Here is a 15,252-nt window from a genome sequence, read left to right as displayed (position 1 = left end):
ACGGGTCACGATGGGCGCATGAGCACTCCTCGAACCCACGACACCGCCCCTGTTGCGCTCCCGGCGGCGGACATCCACGTCCGGGACATGGCCGACGCCGACTGCGAGGCGGTCGCGGGAATCCGGATCCGCGGCTGGCGGACGGCGTACGCGGGCCTGATGCCGGCGTCCTATCTGGCCGCACTGAGTATCGAGGAAGACGCGGCGCGCGCCCGCGAGCGTCTCGCGCAGGCCGGTTCGTCGGTGGTGAACCTGGTCGCGGAGCGCGCCGGCGACCCGGTCGGCTGGGCCTGCCACGGCCCGTCCCGCGACGACGATCTCCCGCCCGGAGAGGCCGAGTTGTACGCGATCTACGTGCACGACGGGCAGCTGTCCACCGGCGTGGGCCGCACCCTCCTGGCCACCTGCCTGGACCGCTGCGCCGACGCCGGCTACGAGCGGATACGACTGTGGGTGCTCAAGGAGAACGCCCGCGCCCGCAGGTTCTACGAGCGCGCGGGGTTCACCCCGGACGGCGCCGAGGAACCGTTCGAGGTGGACGGTGAACCGGTACCGGAAGTGCGCTACGTGCGCGCCGTCCGCCGCTGACGCCGGGGCTTCAGCCCTCCCGCTGCTCGGGCAGTCGCGCGAGCGCCCGAACCGCGGCCTGTGCGAGCGCCGGGTGGGCGAGGGCCGCGGTCAGGGCCGGACGGGCGCGCGCGTCCCCGAGGCCGCCGAGCCCGTCCACGCACGCGAGCGCGACCGCGCGGTACGGATCACGGGGGCCGAGGCGCCGCTCCAGTGTGGCGATCAGCGCGGGCGCGGACTCGGGAGCGCGCAGCGCGGCCAGGAGCCGCACCGGGTGCAGCGCGTACGCGACCCGCAGCTCGTTCGTGGCGAGCGCGGCGGCCGCGCGCGCCGTGCGCGGGTCGCCGAGCGCGGCCAGGGCGTGCGCGGCGGTGGCACACCGTGCCGGGTCGCGGTGGTTGAGGAGCAGGACGAGCGCCTCGAAGGCCCGGCGGTCCCCGGCCACGCCGAGGCGGTACGCGGCCAGCTCGCGCGCCCACAGCGGCCGCCCGGGCTCGGTCAGCACGGCCGCCAGCTCGTCGAGGTCGCCGGTGGCCGCGATCCGGTCGAGCAGCGGGGAGGCGCCCGACTCGGCCCGTAAACGCTCCGTCACCGCTCGCAACTCTTCGTCCATGCGGTCCAGCGTAGACAGGCCCTGGGCTCCGGCGACGTAGATCACAGAGACTGATGAACGCCGAGGGCTGGCGCGCTCGTTACTCGCCGGTTAATCTCAATTGAGCGGGACACACTCCCCGCACCTCACTCCTGGCGGCCTGGTGACGCAGCCGCCGAGAGTGCCAGTCGGTTCGGTGCCTCAGGTACCGCAGTACGGCGCGGCTCCGGGACAGAGCCCCGCCGGATCTTCATCTCACCGATTCACCGGACGCCTGTGTGCGTCGCGTCCGGCCGCGAATCCCCGCACTCCGTACGCCCGTGGGCGTATGCGCTTGTGCCTCTCAGTCGTCACTCCTCCCTCCTGGAGTCCTCAGATGGACGCTCCCCTGTCCTCCCCCGCTTCCCAGGCCACCCTCCCGACCGTCGCGGTCGTCGGTCTCGGCACGATGGGCACCGGCATCGCCGAGGTGCTCGCCCGCGCCGGCCGTGAGGTCATCGGCATCGACATCAGCGAGGCCGCGGCCGCGCAGGCCGTCGCCGCGCTCGATGCCTCGACGGCGCGTGCGGTGCGCCGCGAGCGCCTCACCGAGGACGAGCGGCGGGACGTCCTCGCCCGCTTCCGCACCTTCACGGACCTCCAGGCCGCGGCCGACGCCGACCTCGTCATCGAGGTGGCCCCGGAGTCGTACGAGATCAAGCAGCAGATCTTCCGGGACCTCGACGCCGTCGTGCGGCCGGAGACGATCCTCGCGACCGGCACGAACGCCCTGTCCGTGACGCGGCTCGCCGCCGACTCGGCCCGCCCGGAGCGGGTCCTCGGGCTGCACTTCTTCAACCCGGCGCCCGCGATGAAGCTCGTCGAGGTCGTCTCGTCGGTGCTCACCGCGCCCACGGCCGTCGCGGCGGTCACGGATCTCGCCGTCGAACTCGGCAAGGAGCCCGTCGCGGTGGGCGACCGGCCCGGCTTCGTCGCCGACGGCCTGCTGTTCGGCTACCTCAACCAGGCCGCCGCGATGTACGAGGCGAAGTACGCCTCGCGCGAGGACATCGACGCCGCGATGAAGCTGGGCTGCGGCCTGCCGATGGGCCCCCTCGCGCTGCTCGACCTCATCGGCATCGACACCGCGCGCACGGTCCTCGACGCGATGTACGCCGAGTCCCGCGACCGCCTGCACGCGCCGGCGCCCGTCCTCAAGCAGCTCAGCGAGGCGGGTCTGACCGGCCGCAAGTCGGGTCGCGGCTTCTACACATACGCGGAGCCGGGCAGCTCCGAGGTCGTGCGGGACGCGCTCACCCCGCTCGCGGGCGAGGTCGTGGACGGCGCTCGCACCATCCGCTCGGTCGGTGTCGCGGGCTCCGGGACCATGGCGTCCGGCATCGCGGAGGTCTTCGCGAAGGCGGGCTACGACGTGGTGCTCGCCGCCCGCAGCGAGGAGAAGGCCGAGAAGGCCAAGTCCCGTATCGGCAAGTCTCTTTCGCGCTCTGTCGACAAGGGCCGCATGAGCGCGGAGGCGGCGGCACAGGCCCTGGACCGGATCACTGCGGCGGGTTCGTACGACGCCTTCTCGGACGTCGACCTGGCGCTCGAAGCCGTCGCCGAGGACCTGGAGATCAAGCAGCAGCTGTTCGGGACGCTCGACAAGGTCTGCAAGCCGGGCGCGGTCCTCGCCACGACGACCTCGTCGCTGCCCGTCGTGGCCTGCGCCCGCGCGACCTCGCGCCCGCAGGACGTCATCGGCATGCACTTCTTCAACCCGGCGCCCGCGATGAAGCTCGTCGAGGTCGTGCGGACGGTGCTGACCGGCGACGACGTGCACGCCACCGTCCGTGAGGTGTGCACGAAGATCCGCAAGCACCCGGTGGACTGCGGTGACCGCGCGGGCTTCATCGTGAACGCGCTGCTGTTCCCGTACCTGAACAACGCGATCAAGATGGTGCAGGAGCACTACGCGACGCTCGACGACATCGACGCCGCGATGAGGCTCGGCGGCGGCTACCCGATGGGGCCCTTCGAGCTCCTGGACGTGGTCGGCCTCGATGTCTCGCTGGCCATCGAGAAGGTCCTGCACCGCGAGTTCCGCGACCCGGGCCTGGCCCCCGCGCCACTGCTCGAGCACCTGGTGGCCGCGGGCTGCCTCGGCCGCAAGACCGGCCGCGGCTTCCGCGAATATGCCCGGCGCTGACCGGCCCACGGGCAGCGGCACCGGACGGCCCACCGACTGGGGCGGCCTGCTGCGGCCGCCCGGTCTCACTTCCCCCGCCCGTGTCCCGGGCGGGGGGAACCCCGCTCGGGCGCACGCCACCGCGCATATGCAGTACGTTCATGGCATGTCCAAGGCCGCCAAGTCCTCCCGTACGACGCCCACGCCCGACGCTCCGGAGAGCGCCGCGGGCTCCCGTGCCGCGGCCCAGCGGCTCAAGATGCGCCGGGAGCTGGCGGCCGCGGCGATGGAACTCTTCGCGACCAAGGGCTACGAGGCCACGACGGTCGACGAGATCGCGGCCGCGGCGGGTGTGGCGCGGCGGACCTTCTTCCGCCACTTCCGCTCCAAGGAAGAGGCCATCTTCCCGGACCACGACGACACCCTGATCCGGGTGGAGGCGGTCCTCAACGCGGCGCCCGCGCACGAGCATCCGCTCGACACGGTGTGCCGCGGCATCAAGGAAGTCATGAAGATGTACGCGGCGTCGCCCGCCGTCTCGGTGGAGCGCTACCGCCTCACGCGCGAGGTACCCACCCTGCGCGAGCGCGAGATCGCCTCCGTGGCCCGCTACGAGCGGCTTTTCACCCGCTATCTCCTGGGCCACTTCGACGAGCACGCCCACCAGCACGGCAATGACGACCCGCTGCTCGCCGAGGTCGCCGCCTCCGCCGTCGTCACCGCCCACAACCACGTCCTGCGGCGCTGGCTGCGGGCCGGCGGCCAGGGCGACGTGGAGAACCAGCTCGACCACGCCTTCGCGATCGTCCGCAAGACGTTCGGCACGGGCATCGGGGCGGGCCGGGGCACGGTCACGGCCACGGCTCCGGCGGCCTCGGTGAGCACCGGGGGCGACGTGCTGGTCACCGTCGCGCGCACGGACGCGCCGCTGGACGAGATCATGGGAACGATCGAGAAGGCGCTGCGGGAACGCGGCTAGCGGCTCCGCCGACCACTCTCCGCATGAACTGAGCTGCGCCTAGGGGCTGTTGACGCCCCATCAGGCAAATCCGCGCGCCCGGCGCTCTCCGGCGCCGCCACCCCGGCCTCCCGCCCGGCAAGCGCGCCACCTCCCAGGGGCCTCCCGCCCGGCAAGCTCCCCCGGGGGCCCCTCGCCCCGCAAGCGCCGCCACCCCCGGGGACCCCCCGCCCGGCGAGCGGCACCGCCGCCCCCGGCCGTCCGGCGCGATCCGTGCGCCCGGCTTCCGGCGGGCGGGCGGCGGCGCTGTCCCCACCGAGCCAGACCGCGGCCCCGTCCGGCCGCGAGTGCGCGATCCACCCCACCCCTCGCCGCTCGGCTCCGCCCGCTCCACGGGCCCCCTGGAGGCCCCTTCAGCGGCCCCCGTGGACCCCCTCCGGAGCCCCTGAGGCGCAGGCCAGAGCCGCGGCCGGCCTCCCGCGCCATCGAGCCGCACCACCCCTGACCTGCACTGATCGATCATCGCTCAAAAAGTTGTGGCACGCAGTGTCTTGCCGACTGGCACGCGGTGCCATACGTTGAAGGTGTCCGGGCGGCCGGCGTGCAGAGAACTTCCGTACGTCGGCTGTCCCCGCAAGCCACCCCAAATCGTGGCGAGCGCGCCCGGGCGCCTGCGTCACAGGCAAACCTCTCGCGCCGACCAAGCGCTGCCGTAGCAACACCCCGCCGAACCGACGGCACCTCTCCACCCACACAGCAGCTCTCCACCCCGACGTACCCCTCAACGTCCCCCTGGGACGCATCGCCGGAGGCAACATCGTGAAGGAAATCCTGGACGCGATTCAGTCGCCGGAGTCGACCTCCGCCGACTTCGCCGCTCTGCCGCTCCCCGAGTCGTACCGCGCCATCACCGTGCACAAGGACGAGACGGAGATGTTCGCCGGCCTCGACACCCGGGACAAGGACCCCCGCAAGTCGATCCACCTGGACGACGTGCCGGTCCCCGAACTCGGCCCGGGCGAGGCGCTCGTGGCCGTCATGGCCAGCTCCGTGAACTACAACTCGGTCTGGACCTCGATCTTCGAGCCGGTGTCCACCTTCAGCTTCCTGGAGCGCTACGGACGCCTGTCGGAACTCACCAAGCGCCACGACCTGCCGTACCACATCATCGGTTCCGACCTCGCGGGCGTCGTGCTGCGCACCGGTCCCGGCGTCAACGCCTGGAACCCCGGCGACGAGGTCGTCGCGCACTGCCTCTCCGTCGAGCTGGAGTCCTCGGACGGCCACAACGACACGATGCTCGACCCCGAGCAGCGCATCTGGGGCTTCGAGACGAACTTCGGCGGCCTCGCCGAGATCGCGCTCGTCAAGTCCAACCAGCTGATGCCGAAGCCGGACCACCTGAGCTGGGAAGAGGCCGCGGCCCCCGGCCTGGTGAACTCCACCGCGTACCGCCAGCTCGTCTCGCGCAACGGCGCCGGCATGAAGCAGGGCGACAACGTCCTGATCTGGGGCGCCAGCGGCGGACTCGGCTCGTACGCCACGCAGTTCGCGCTGGCCGGCGGCGCCAACCCGATCTGCGTCGTCTCCAGCCCGGAGAAGGCCGCCATCTGCGAGGCCATGGGCGCCGAGGCGGTCATCGACCGCAACGCCGAGGGCTACAAGTTCTGGAAGGACGAGCACACCCAGGACCCCAAGGAGTGGAAGCGCTTCGGCAAGCGCATCCGCGAGCTGACCGGGGGCGAGGACGTCGACATCGTCTTCGAGCACCCGGGCCGCGAGACCTTCGGCGCCTCCGTGTACGTCACCCGCAAGGGCGGCACGATCGTCACCTGCGCCTCGACGTCCGGCTACAACCACGAGTACGACAACCGCTACCTGTGGATGTCCCTCAAGAAGATCGTGGGCTCGCACTTCGCCAACTACCGCGAGGCGTGGGAGGCGAACCGCCTGGTCGCCAAGGGCAAGATCCACCCGACGCTCTCGAAGGTGTACTCCCTCGAGGACACCGGGCAGGCCGCCTACGACGTGCACCGCAACCTCCACCAGGGCAAGGTCGGCGTCCTCGCGCTGGCCCCGAAGGAGGGCCTGGGCGTCCGCGACCAGGAACTGCGCGCCCAGCACCTCGACGCCATCAACCGCTTCCGCAACATCTGAACCCCCAAGGAGTAGCGGAACATGACTGAGCGCCAGAAGGACCGTCCGTGGCTGATGCGCACGTACGCCGGTCACTCCACGGCTGAGGCGTCCAACGAGCTGTACCGGCGCAATCTCGCCAAGGGCCAGACCGGTCTGTCGGTCGCGTTCGATCTGCCGACGCAGACCGGCTACGACCCGGACCACATCCTCGCCCGCGGCGAGGTCGGCCGGGTCGGGGTGCCGGTCTCGCACCTCGGTGACATGCGCCGGCTGTTCCAGGACATCCCCCTGGAGCAGATGAACACCTCGATGACCATCAACGCCACCGCCATGTGGCTCCTGGCGCTCTATCAGGTCGTCGCCGAGGAACAGGGCGCGGACATCGCCCGGCTCCAGGGCACGACGCAGAACGACATCGTGAAGGAGTACCTGTCGCGGGGCACGCACGTGTTCCCGCCGGGTCCCTCCCTGCGGCTGACGACGGACATGATCGCGTACACGGTCCGGCACATGCCGAAGTGGAACCCGATCAACATCTGCAGCTACCACCTCCAGGAGGCGGGGGCCACACCGGTCCAGGAGATCGCGTACGCGATGTCCACCGCCATCGCCGTTCTCGATGCCGTTCGCGACTCGGGGCAGGTCCCCGCCGAGAAGTTCGGGGACGTCGTGGCCCGCATCTCCTTCTTCGTGAACGCGGGTGTCCGCTTCATCGAGGAGATGTGCAAGATGCGGGCGTTCGGGCGGATCTGGGACCAGATCACGCGCGAGCGGTACGGCATCGAGAACGCGAAGCAACGCCGCTTCCGCTACGGCGTCCAGGTCAACTCCCTCGGCCTGACCGAGGCGCAGCCGGAGAACAACGTCCAGCGCATCGTCCTGGAGATGCTGGCCGTGACGCTGTCCAAGGACGCCCGCGCCCGCGCCGTCCAGCTCCCTGCCTGGAACGAGGCGCTCGGCCTGCCCCGCCCCTGGGACCAGCAGTGGTCCCTGCGCATCCAGCAGGTCCTCGCACACGAGAGCGACCTGCTGGAGTACGAGGACATCTTCGCGGGATCGCACGTCATCGAGAAGAAGGTCGACGAGCTCGTCGCCGAGTCGTTCGCCGAGATCGAGCGGATCCAGGAGATGGGCGGCGCGATGGCCGCCGTCGAGTCCGGCTACCTCAAGTCGCAGCTCGTCTCCTCGCACGCCGAGCGGCGGGCGCGGATCGAGGGCGGCCAGGAGAAGATCGTCGGCGTGAACATCCACGAGTCGACGGAGCCGAACCCGCTCACCGCCGACCTGGACGCCGCGATCATGACGGTGGATCACCAGGTCGAGTCGCGGGTCGTGCGGGCCATCGACGAATGGCGCACCACACGCCAGGAGTCGAGCGACCGGCAGGGCATGGGCGACCCGTTCCACTACCCGACCACCCAGCAGGCCGTGGAGCGCCTGAAGGAGGCCGCGGCCGGCAACGAGAACCTGATGGAAGCCACGCTCGAATGCGCCCGCGCCGGGGTCACGACCGGCGAGTGGTCACAGGCGCTGCGCGAGGTGTTCGGCGAGTTCCGCGCCCCCACGGGCGTCTCGTCGGCGCCCGTCGCCGTCACCGCCGAGGAGGGCACGCCGCTCGCGGAGGTGCGCCGCAAGGTGACCCGTACGGCCGAGGACCTCGGCTCGGGCAAGCTGCGCCTCCTGGTCGGCAAGCCGGGCCTCGACGGGCACTCGAACGGCGCCGAGCAGATCGCCGTTCGCGCCCGTGACGCGGGCTTCGAGGTGGTCTACCAGGGCATCAGGCTCACGCCCGAACAGATCGTGTCCGCCGCGCTCGCCGAGGACGTGCACTGTGTCGGCCTGTCGATCCTCTCCGGGTCGCACGCCGCGCTGGTGCCCGACGTCCTCGACCGGCTGCGCGAGGCGGGCGCCGCCGACATCCCCGTGATCGTCGGCGGCATCATTCCCAACGGCGATGCCGAGGACCTGAAGCGCGCGGGCGTGGCCGCCGTTTTCACCCCCAAGGACTTCGGCATCACGGAGATCATCGGACGTATCGTCGACGAGATCCGGCAAGCGAACCAGCTCGACCCTCTGGAGGTCCCCGCATGACCGCGCCCATCAACCGTCTCCGTCCCCGCCGCTCGTGTCTCGCGGTCCCGGGATCGAACCCGCGCTTCCTGGAGAAGGCCCAGGGTCTGCCCGCCGACCAGGTCTTCCTGGACCTGGAGGACGCCTGCGCGCCGCTCGCCAAGCCGGAGGCACGGCACACCATCGTCAAGTTCCTGAACGAGGGTGACTGGACGGGCAAGACGCGTGTGGTGCGCGTGAACGACTGGACGACCGAGTGGACGTACCGCGACGTCGTCACGGTCGTCGAGGGCGCGGGCCAGAACCTCGACTGCATCATGCTGCCGAAGGTCCAGGACGCCCAGCAGATCGTGGCGCTCGACCTGCTGCTCACGCAGATCGAGAAGACGATGGGCTTCGAGACCGGCAAGATCGGCATCGAGGCCCAGATCGAGAACGCGCAGGGCCTCAACAACGTCAACGCGATCGCGACGGCCTCCCAGCGCGTCGAGACGATCATCTTCGGCCCGGCCGACTTCATGGCCTCCATCAACATGAAGTCCCTGGTCGTCGGCGAGCAGCCGCCCGGCTACGACGCCGACGCCTACCACTACATCCTGATGAAGATCCTGATGGCCGCCCGCGCCAACAACCTCCAGGCGATCGACGGCCCCTACCTGCAGATCCGCAACCAGGAGGGCTACAAGGCGGTCGCGAAGCGCGCCGCGGCCCTCGGTTTCGACGGCAAGTGGGTGCTGCACCCGGACCAGGTCGCCGCGGCGAACGAGATCTTCTCGCCCTCGCAGGAGGACTACGACCACGCCGAGCTGATCCTGGACGCGTACGACTTCTGCACGTCCGAGGCCGGCGGCAAGAAGGGCTCGGCGATGCTGGGCGACGAGATGATCGACGAGGCCAGCCGCAAGATGGCCCTGGTCATCTCCGGCAAGGGACGCGCCGCGGGTATGCAGCGCACCTCCAAGTTCGAAGCCCCGGAGGCCTGAGCACCATGCAGTTCGGACGCACCTACGAAGAGTTCGAGGTCGGCGCGGTCTACAAGCACTGGCCCGGAAAGACCGTCACCGAGTACGACGACCACCTCTTCTGTCTCCTGACGATGAACCACCACCCGCTCCACATGGACAGCAACTACGCGGAGAAGACGACCGACTTCGGCAAGAACGTCGTCGTGGGGAACTACATCTACTCGCTGCTCCTCGGCATGTCGGTGCCGGACGTGTCCGGCAAGGCGATCGCCAACCTGGAGGTCGAGTCGCTCAAGCACGTGGCGCCGACGTTCCACGGCGACACGATCTACGGCGAGACGACGGTCCTCGACAAGACGCCCTCCAGGTCGAAGAACGACCGCGGGATCGTCTACGTGGAGACCAAGGGCTACAAGCAGGACGGCACGATGGTCTGCGTGTTCCGCCGCAAGGTGATGGTCCCCACCGAGACGTACATCAAGGAGCGCGGCGGCGAGCAGCCCGGCCGCCCGACGCCTTCCAATTAACTACGCCAAGTCGCAGGAGAAGCAGAGATGAGCCGACTCGCCCAGACCGCCGGTCTCACCGACGTCCAGCAGGAGATCCTCTCCACCGTCCGCGACTTCGTGGACAAGGAGATCATCCCGGTCGCGACCGAGCTGGAGCACCGCGACGAGTACCCGCAGCAGATCGTCGACGGCCTCAAGGAGTTGGGCCTGTTCGGCCTGATGATCCCCGAGGAGTACGGGGGCCTGGGTGAGTCCCTTCTCACGTACGCGCTGTGCGTCGAGGAGATCGCCCGCGGCTGGATGTCGGTCTCCGGCATCATCAACACCCACTTCATCGTGGCGTACATGCTCAAGCAGCACGGCACGCAGGAGCAGAAGGACCACTTCCTGCCCCGCATGGCGCTGGGCGAGACGCGCGGCGCGTTCTCGATGTCGGAGCCGGCGCTCGGCTCGGACGTGTCGGCCATCTCGTCGAAGGCGGTGAAGGACGGGGACGAGTACGTCCTGAACGGCCAGAAGATGTGGCTGACGAACGGCGGCTCGTCGACTCTGGTGGCCGTTCTGGTCAAGAGTGACGAAGGACACCCTGAGGGCACGGCGCCCCACAAGTCGATGACGACCTTCCTCGTCGAGAAGGAGCCCGGCTTCGGTGAGGTCCGTCCGGGCCTCACCATTCCGGGGAAGATCGACAAGATGGGTTACAAGGGCGTCGACACGACCGAACTCATCATGGACGGACTACGCATTCCGGCCAATCGGGTACTCGGCGGCGAGACCGGCCGAGGGTTTTACCAAATGATGGACGGAGTGGAGGTCGGCCGCGTGAATGTCGCGGCGCGTGGCTGCGGTGTCGCGCAGCGTGCGTTTGAGCTGGGGGTTTCCTACGCCCAGCAACGGCAGACGTTCGGCAAGCCGATCGCCCAGCACCAGGCCATCCAGTTCAAGCTCGCGGAGATGGCTACCAAGGTCGAGGCCGCCCATGCGATGATGGTCAATGCAGCACGCAAAAAGGATTCCGGGGAACGAAACGACCTCGAAGCAGGGATGGCGAAGTACCTCGCCTCCGAATACTGCAAGGAAGTGGTCGAGGACGCCTTCCGGATCCACGGCGGCTACGGCTTCTCCAAGGAGTACGAGATCGAGCGTCTCTACCGCGAGGCCCCGATGCTCCTTATCGGTGAAGGCACCGCCGAGATCCAGAAAATGATCATTGGCCGCCGCCTGCTCGAGGAGTATCGATTCCAGGGCTGAATGTCCGCTACAGGGTGTTTTGTTCGAGAAGAAGATCACACCCTGTCAGCACTCTTCAGCCGCCGACTCAGCTTCCTGGCTTGCCCAGTTGTGGCTCCCAACCGATAGCATCCCGGGAAAGCCGCCGTCCCCCCGTACAGAGCGCGGCATCATCCGCTACGAAGGTCATCCATGCCCCACAGCCAAACCTCTGCACCACGCGACGGCGTCCTCGGTGGACGCATTGCGCGCGGAGCATCGCCGTGGCTCCTGCCGACCGTCGCCACAGCCGCCCTGAGCCTGGCCCGTTCGCGTCGCTCCAAGAAGGCCGCCGCAGTAGCCGTACCCGCCACCGCTCTGGCGGCCGGCATGCTGTGGTTCTTCCGCGACCCCGAGCGTGAGATCGCCCCCGGCCGGGTCATCTCCCCGGCCGACGGCGTGGTGCAGAGCATCATGCCGTGGAAGGACGGGCGGACCCGGGTCGCGATCTTCATGAGCCCGCTGAACGTCCACGTCAACCGCGCGCCCCTGGCGGGCACGGTGACGTCCGTGGAGCACATCCCCGGCGGGTTCGTCCCGGCGTTCAACAAGGAGAGCGAGAACAACGAGCGCGTTGTCTGGCACTTCGACACCGAGCTCGGCGACATCGAGATGGTGCAGATCGCCGGCGCGGTCGCCCGCCGGATCGTCCCGTACGTCCCGCAGGGCACCAAGCTCGAGCAGGGCGAGCGCATCGGTCTGATCCGCTTCGGGTCGCGCGTCGACATCTACCTCCCCGAGGGTGTCGAGGTCGATCTCGAGGTCGGCCAGAAGACCGTGGCTGGGGTGACTCGCATTGACCGTGACTGATCCAGAGACGCAGGCCGGGTGGGTGCCCGAGGCCGAGGAGGCGGACGAAGCGGAGGAAATGCCGCTTTCACTGCGCCTGTCGATAGCGGACACCCTCACCCTCGGTAACGCCACGTGCGGCTTCATGGCGGTGTACTTCACCACCACCGGCATCCTGATCCCGCACCTCCAGGGCAGCCAGGAGTCGGGCATGGCCCGGCACAGCGCGGCCACGGCCGTGATCCTGATGCTGGCCGCGGCGATCTTCGACCTGTTCGACGGCCTGGTGGCGCGCAAGCTCCGCTCGTCGCCGATGGGCGCCGAGCTGGACAACCTCTCGGACCTCATCAGCTTCGGCCTCGCGCCCGCGTACTTCGTCCTCGTGTACGGCATGGTCGCGGACGACGCGCATCAGCGGGTGGCGGCGGTGGGCGCCATCGTGGTGCTCCTGGCGGTCGTGCTCAGGCTCGCGAGATTCTCGTGCGTGACGGTGAAGGACGGCACCTTCCAGGGCATGCCGAGCCCCTTCGGGGCGCTCACGGTCGTGTCGATCGTGCTCCTCGAGCTGCCGTTCGTGGCGACGGTCCTCGCGATCATCGGTACGGCCTGGCTGATGGTGAGCCGCGTCGAGTACCCGAAGCCGCGCGGTCCGCTGGCGGTCGCGATGCTGTCGTGGATCGTGGCGGCGATGGGGCTCCTGGCGGCCTGGGCGTTCGACGCCCCCGGCGGCCAGCTGCTGCTCCAGACCGGCTGCGCGCTGCAGCTGGTCCTCGGCGCCGTGATCCCCCTGTTCGCGACGGCCCGGAGGGTGAACAACTTCCGGGACAACCGCCGCGAGGCACGTGCCGCGCAGCTGCCGTAACCCGTACCCGTACGGACGAAGGGCCCCGAACCACTTGGTTCGGGGCCCTTCGTCCGTCTCAGGGAGCGGGGTGCAGGCCGGTGCCGGGGAGGCCGGGGCGTACCAGGACCTTCACGTGGTCGTCCGGCTGCCGGAGCGTGTCCAGGGCCGCGGACACGCCGCCGAGACCCACCTGGCCCGTGACGAGCGCGGCCGCGTCGATCGTGCCGTCCGCGATGCGCTCCAGGGTCCTGCCGAACTCCTCCGGCGGGTACGCCATGCACATGGTCACGGTGATGTCCTTGTAGAGGCCGACGACGGGGGTGAAGACGTCCTCCGTCATACAGGCGCCGATCAGGAGCACCCTCGTCCGGCGCGGCGCCCTGTGCAGGATCTCGTCGAACATGCCGGCCCGGCCCGAGCACTCCAGGACCGTGAGCGGCGTGTCCGCGGGCGCGGCCGCCCGCCATGCGTCGAAGGGGTCCTGTGCCGCCGGGTCGACGCACACGTGCGCGCCGAAGCGCTCGGCGAGGGCACGCCGCCTCGGGGACGGCTCCGATACGACGACGGGCGCAACGCCCCGCTCCACGAGAGCGGCGACGGCTCCGAGGCCGATGGGCCCCGCCCCGATGACGACGGCCCCGGAGCCGGGCTCGGGCGCGGCCCGCGCGACGTTCCCGAAGCCCACGGCGAGCGGCTCGGTGAGCGCGGCGACCTGCGGTGCCACGTGCTCGGGAACGGGAATCAGCGCGGCCTCCTGGAGCACGACGCGCTCCCCGAAGCCGCCCGGGAAGGCGGTGGCGTATCCGACGGTGCGCAGGGTGCCGCCCGCGTCGAGCGCCCACGGCAGCCCGACGACGACCCGGCCCCGCCACTCACCCGGGCCCAGCACCCGCGCGCACAGCTCGTGCCCCATGACCAGGTCGGCGTCCGGGTCGAAGAGGAACGCCTCGGTGCCGGAGTCGCGGGAGGCGCGCAGGAAGGCGTCGGTGTGGCGGGCGGCGGACAGGTCGGAGCCGCAGATGCCGGTGGCGAGCGGCTCGGCGAGAACCTGTCCGGGGCCCGGCACGGGCTCGGGCACGTCGTCCTCGACGAACCGGCCGCGGCGCAGGACGGCGGCCCTCATCGGACCTCTCCCCCGCCGCGCACCGCTGCCTCGACCGCGCTGCGCATCGCCCCGACGAACCGCTCGCTGTTCTCATGGGCCCAGGCGGCCGACGCGGTGCGGCGCCGGTTCGCGCCGGTGCAGTGCGGGACGACGTACTCGGCGAACAGTTCGTAGCTGCGGCGCTTGGCCGCGGGGGTGCCGGTCGGGAGGTCGAGCAGGAGGAGCGTGCCGAAGCCGCCGCAGGCCTCGGCGAGCGCCTCGACACGGGCCAGGGCGTCGTCCGGAGTGCCGATGGTGGCGACCCCGAAGACCGGGAAGCCCTCGGACGTCCACCGGTCGAGCGCGTCCTTCGCGGTCCGGCCCCAGGGCAGCTCCGTGCCGGACAGGCCCTCGATGTAGCGCACGAGGTGCAGCACCCCGTGCGCCGCCTGCTCCCGGGCGGCCTCGCGGGTCTCGGCGAGGTGCATCGGGACGACCAGACGCCAGGCGGCGCGTTCGGCGGTGTGGCCGTGGCGGGCGCAGGACTTCTCGTACGCCGTCCAGTTCCCGTTCAGGGCCGCGAGGCCGGCCGGGTCCGCGGCGGCGAGGGACAGCAGGCCGATGCCGTGCCGGCCCGCCTGGACCGAGCCCGAGGGAGAGACGGTGGAGGCGACGGCCATGTCGAGGCCCTCGGGCCGGTAGGGGCCGAGCTGGAGACGCGCGTCGGCGAGCTCGTACCAGTCCGTCCGCTCGGTCACCGTCTCGCCGCGCACCAGGCGGACGATCGCGTCGAGCGCCTCGGCCATCATGGCGCGCTGGCGCAGCGGGTCGATGCCCATCATGAACGCGTCGGAGGCCAGCTGGCCCGGGCCCGCGCCGAACATGACCCGCCCCATCGTCTGGTGGTCGAGCTGGAGCAGCCGGTCGGCGAGGATCAGGGGGTGGTGGTACGGCAGGGAGTTCACGCCCGTGCCCAGCCTGATCCGGTGCGTGAGCTCGGCCGCCGCCGCGATGAACACCTCGGGCGACGCGACGGTCTCGTACCCGGCGGAGTGGTGCTCGCCGATCCACGCCTCGTCGTAGCCGAGGGCGTCGAGATGGCGGACCAGGTCGAGGTCGCCGCGGATCTGGAGGGCGGGGCTGCCGTCGGTTCCGTGGTACGGGGCGATGAACGCGCCGAAGCGGGTCGGCAGTTGAGGCGCTGAAGTGTGCACGCGTACGCCTTTCGTCGGCCAGGACATGAGACATAAGGTCGGGCATCGTGCTGCTTACGTCCTATAGCGGCGCGGCGTACAAATCAAC

Annotated in this window: 13 protein-coding genes; 10 read left to right on the top strand and 3 right to left on the bottom strand. The window is 70.3% G+C overall.

Going from position 1 to position 15,252, the window contains the following annotated elements; all coding sequences use genetic code 11:
* Nucleotides 1-18: 18 nt before the first annotated feature.
* Nucleotides 19-588, top strand: a complete 570-nt coding sequence (locus ACZ67T_RS02475; RefSeq protein ID WP_469981119.1) for a GNAT family N-acetyltransferase — start codon at nt 19-21, stop codon at nt 586-588.
* A 10-nt stretch (nt 589-598) separates the two neighbouring features.
* On the opposite strand, the gene ACZ67T_RS02470 is transcribed toward ACZ67T_RS02475, so the two are convergent.
* The gene (locus ACZ67T_RS02470; RefSeq protein ID WP_469981118.1) at nt 599-1,180 is read right to left on the bottom strand and encodes an adenylosuccinate lyase; all 582 of its coding nucleotides are present in this window, start codon (nt 1,178-1,180) and stop codon (nt 599-601) included.
* Between the two features lie 355 nt (nt 1,181-1,535).
* Between ACZ67T_RS02470 and ACZ67T_RS02465 the strand changes: the two genes are divergently transcribed.
* From ACZ67T_RS02465 to pssA, 9 genes are all read left to right on the top strand, one after another.
* The gene (locus ACZ67T_RS02465) at nt 1,536-3,344 is read left to right on the top strand and encodes a 3-hydroxyacyl-CoA dehydrogenase family protein (RefSeq protein WP_469981117.1); all 1,809 of its coding nucleotides are present in this window, start codon (nt 1,536-1,538) and stop codon (nt 3,342-3,344) included.
* 127 nt (nt 3,345-3,471) lie between these two features.
* The gene (locus tag ACZ67T_RS02460; RefSeq protein WP_469981116.1) at nt 3,472-4,302 is read left to right on the top strand and encodes a TetR family transcriptional regulator; all 831 of its coding nucleotides are present in this window, start codon (nt 3,472-3,474) and stop codon (nt 4,300-4,302) included.
* A 798-nt stretch (nt 4,303-5,100) separates the two neighbouring features.
* The gene (gene ccrA / locus ACZ67T_RS02455) at nt 5,101-6,438 is read left to right on the top strand and encodes a crotonyl-CoA carboxylase/reductase (protein WP_100591526.1); all 1,338 of its coding nucleotides are present in this window, start codon (nt 5,101-5,103) and stop codon (nt 6,436-6,438) included.
* A 21-nt stretch (nt 6,439-6,459) separates the two neighbouring features.
* Nucleotides 6,460-8,511, top strand: a complete 2,052-nt coding sequence (locus ACZ67T_RS02450; RefSeq protein WP_469981115.1) for a protein meaA — start codon at nt 6,460-6,462, stop codon at nt 8,509-8,511.
* Entirely contained in the window at nt 8,508-9,473 is a 966-nt protein-coding gene (locus tag ACZ67T_RS02445; protein WP_469981114.1) for an HpcH/HpaI aldolase/citrate lyase family protein, read from the top strand. The genes ACZ67T_RS02450 and ACZ67T_RS02445 overlap by 4 nt, the downstream gene beginning before the upstream one ends.
* A 5-nt stretch (nt 9,474-9,478) precedes the next feature.
* Nucleotides 9,479-9,982: a MaoC family dehydratase gene (locus tag ACZ67T_RS02440; protein ID WP_469981113.1), complete on the top strand. Its 504-nt coding sequence runs from the start codon at nt 9,479-9,481 to the stop codon at nt 9,980-9,982.
* Nucleotides 9,983-10,009: 27 nt separating this feature from the next.
* The gene (locus ACZ67T_RS02435) at nt 10,010-11,215 is read left to right on the top strand and encodes an acyl-CoA dehydrogenase family protein (protein ID WP_469981112.1); all 1,206 of its coding nucleotides are present in this window, start codon (nt 10,010-10,012) and stop codon (nt 11,213-11,215) included.
* Between the two features lie 171 nt (nt 11,216-11,386).
* Nucleotides 11,387-12,043, top strand: a complete 657-nt coding sequence (locus ACZ67T_RS02430) for a phosphatidylserine decarboxylase (RefSeq protein ID WP_469981111.1) — start codon at nt 11,387-11,389, stop codon at nt 12,041-12,043.
* A gap of 22 nt (nt 12,044-12,065) precedes the next feature.
* Nucleotides 12,066-12,884, top strand: a complete 819-nt coding sequence (gene pssA, locus ACZ67T_RS02425) for a CDP-diacylglycerol--serine O-phosphatidyltransferase (RefSeq protein WP_454397247.1) — start codon at nt 12,066-12,068, stop codon at nt 12,882-12,884.
* 58 nt (nt 12,885-12,942) lie between these two features.
* Here pssA and ACZ67T_RS02420 read toward each other — a convergent pair whose 3' ends face one another.
* Nucleotides 12,943-13,989, bottom strand: a complete 1,047-nt coding sequence (locus ACZ67T_RS02420) for a zinc-binding dehydrogenase (RefSeq protein ID WP_469981110.1) — start codon at nt 13,987-13,989, stop codon at nt 12,943-12,945.
* Nucleotides 13,986-15,164, bottom strand: a complete 1,179-nt coding sequence (locus ACZ67T_RS02415) for an LLM class flavin-dependent oxidoreductase (RefSeq protein ID WP_469981109.1) — start codon at nt 15,162-15,164, stop codon at nt 13,986-13,988. The genes ACZ67T_RS02420 and ACZ67T_RS02415 overlap by 4 nt, the downstream gene beginning before the upstream one ends.
* Nucleotides 15,165-15,252 lie beyond the last annotated feature (88 nt).

Source organism: Streptomyces sp. NPDC107517 (genome assembly GCF_055582645.1).
The sequence above is the reverse complement of the archived record's forward strand: the minus strand, read 5'-3'. Positions and strand labels throughout refer to the sequence as shown.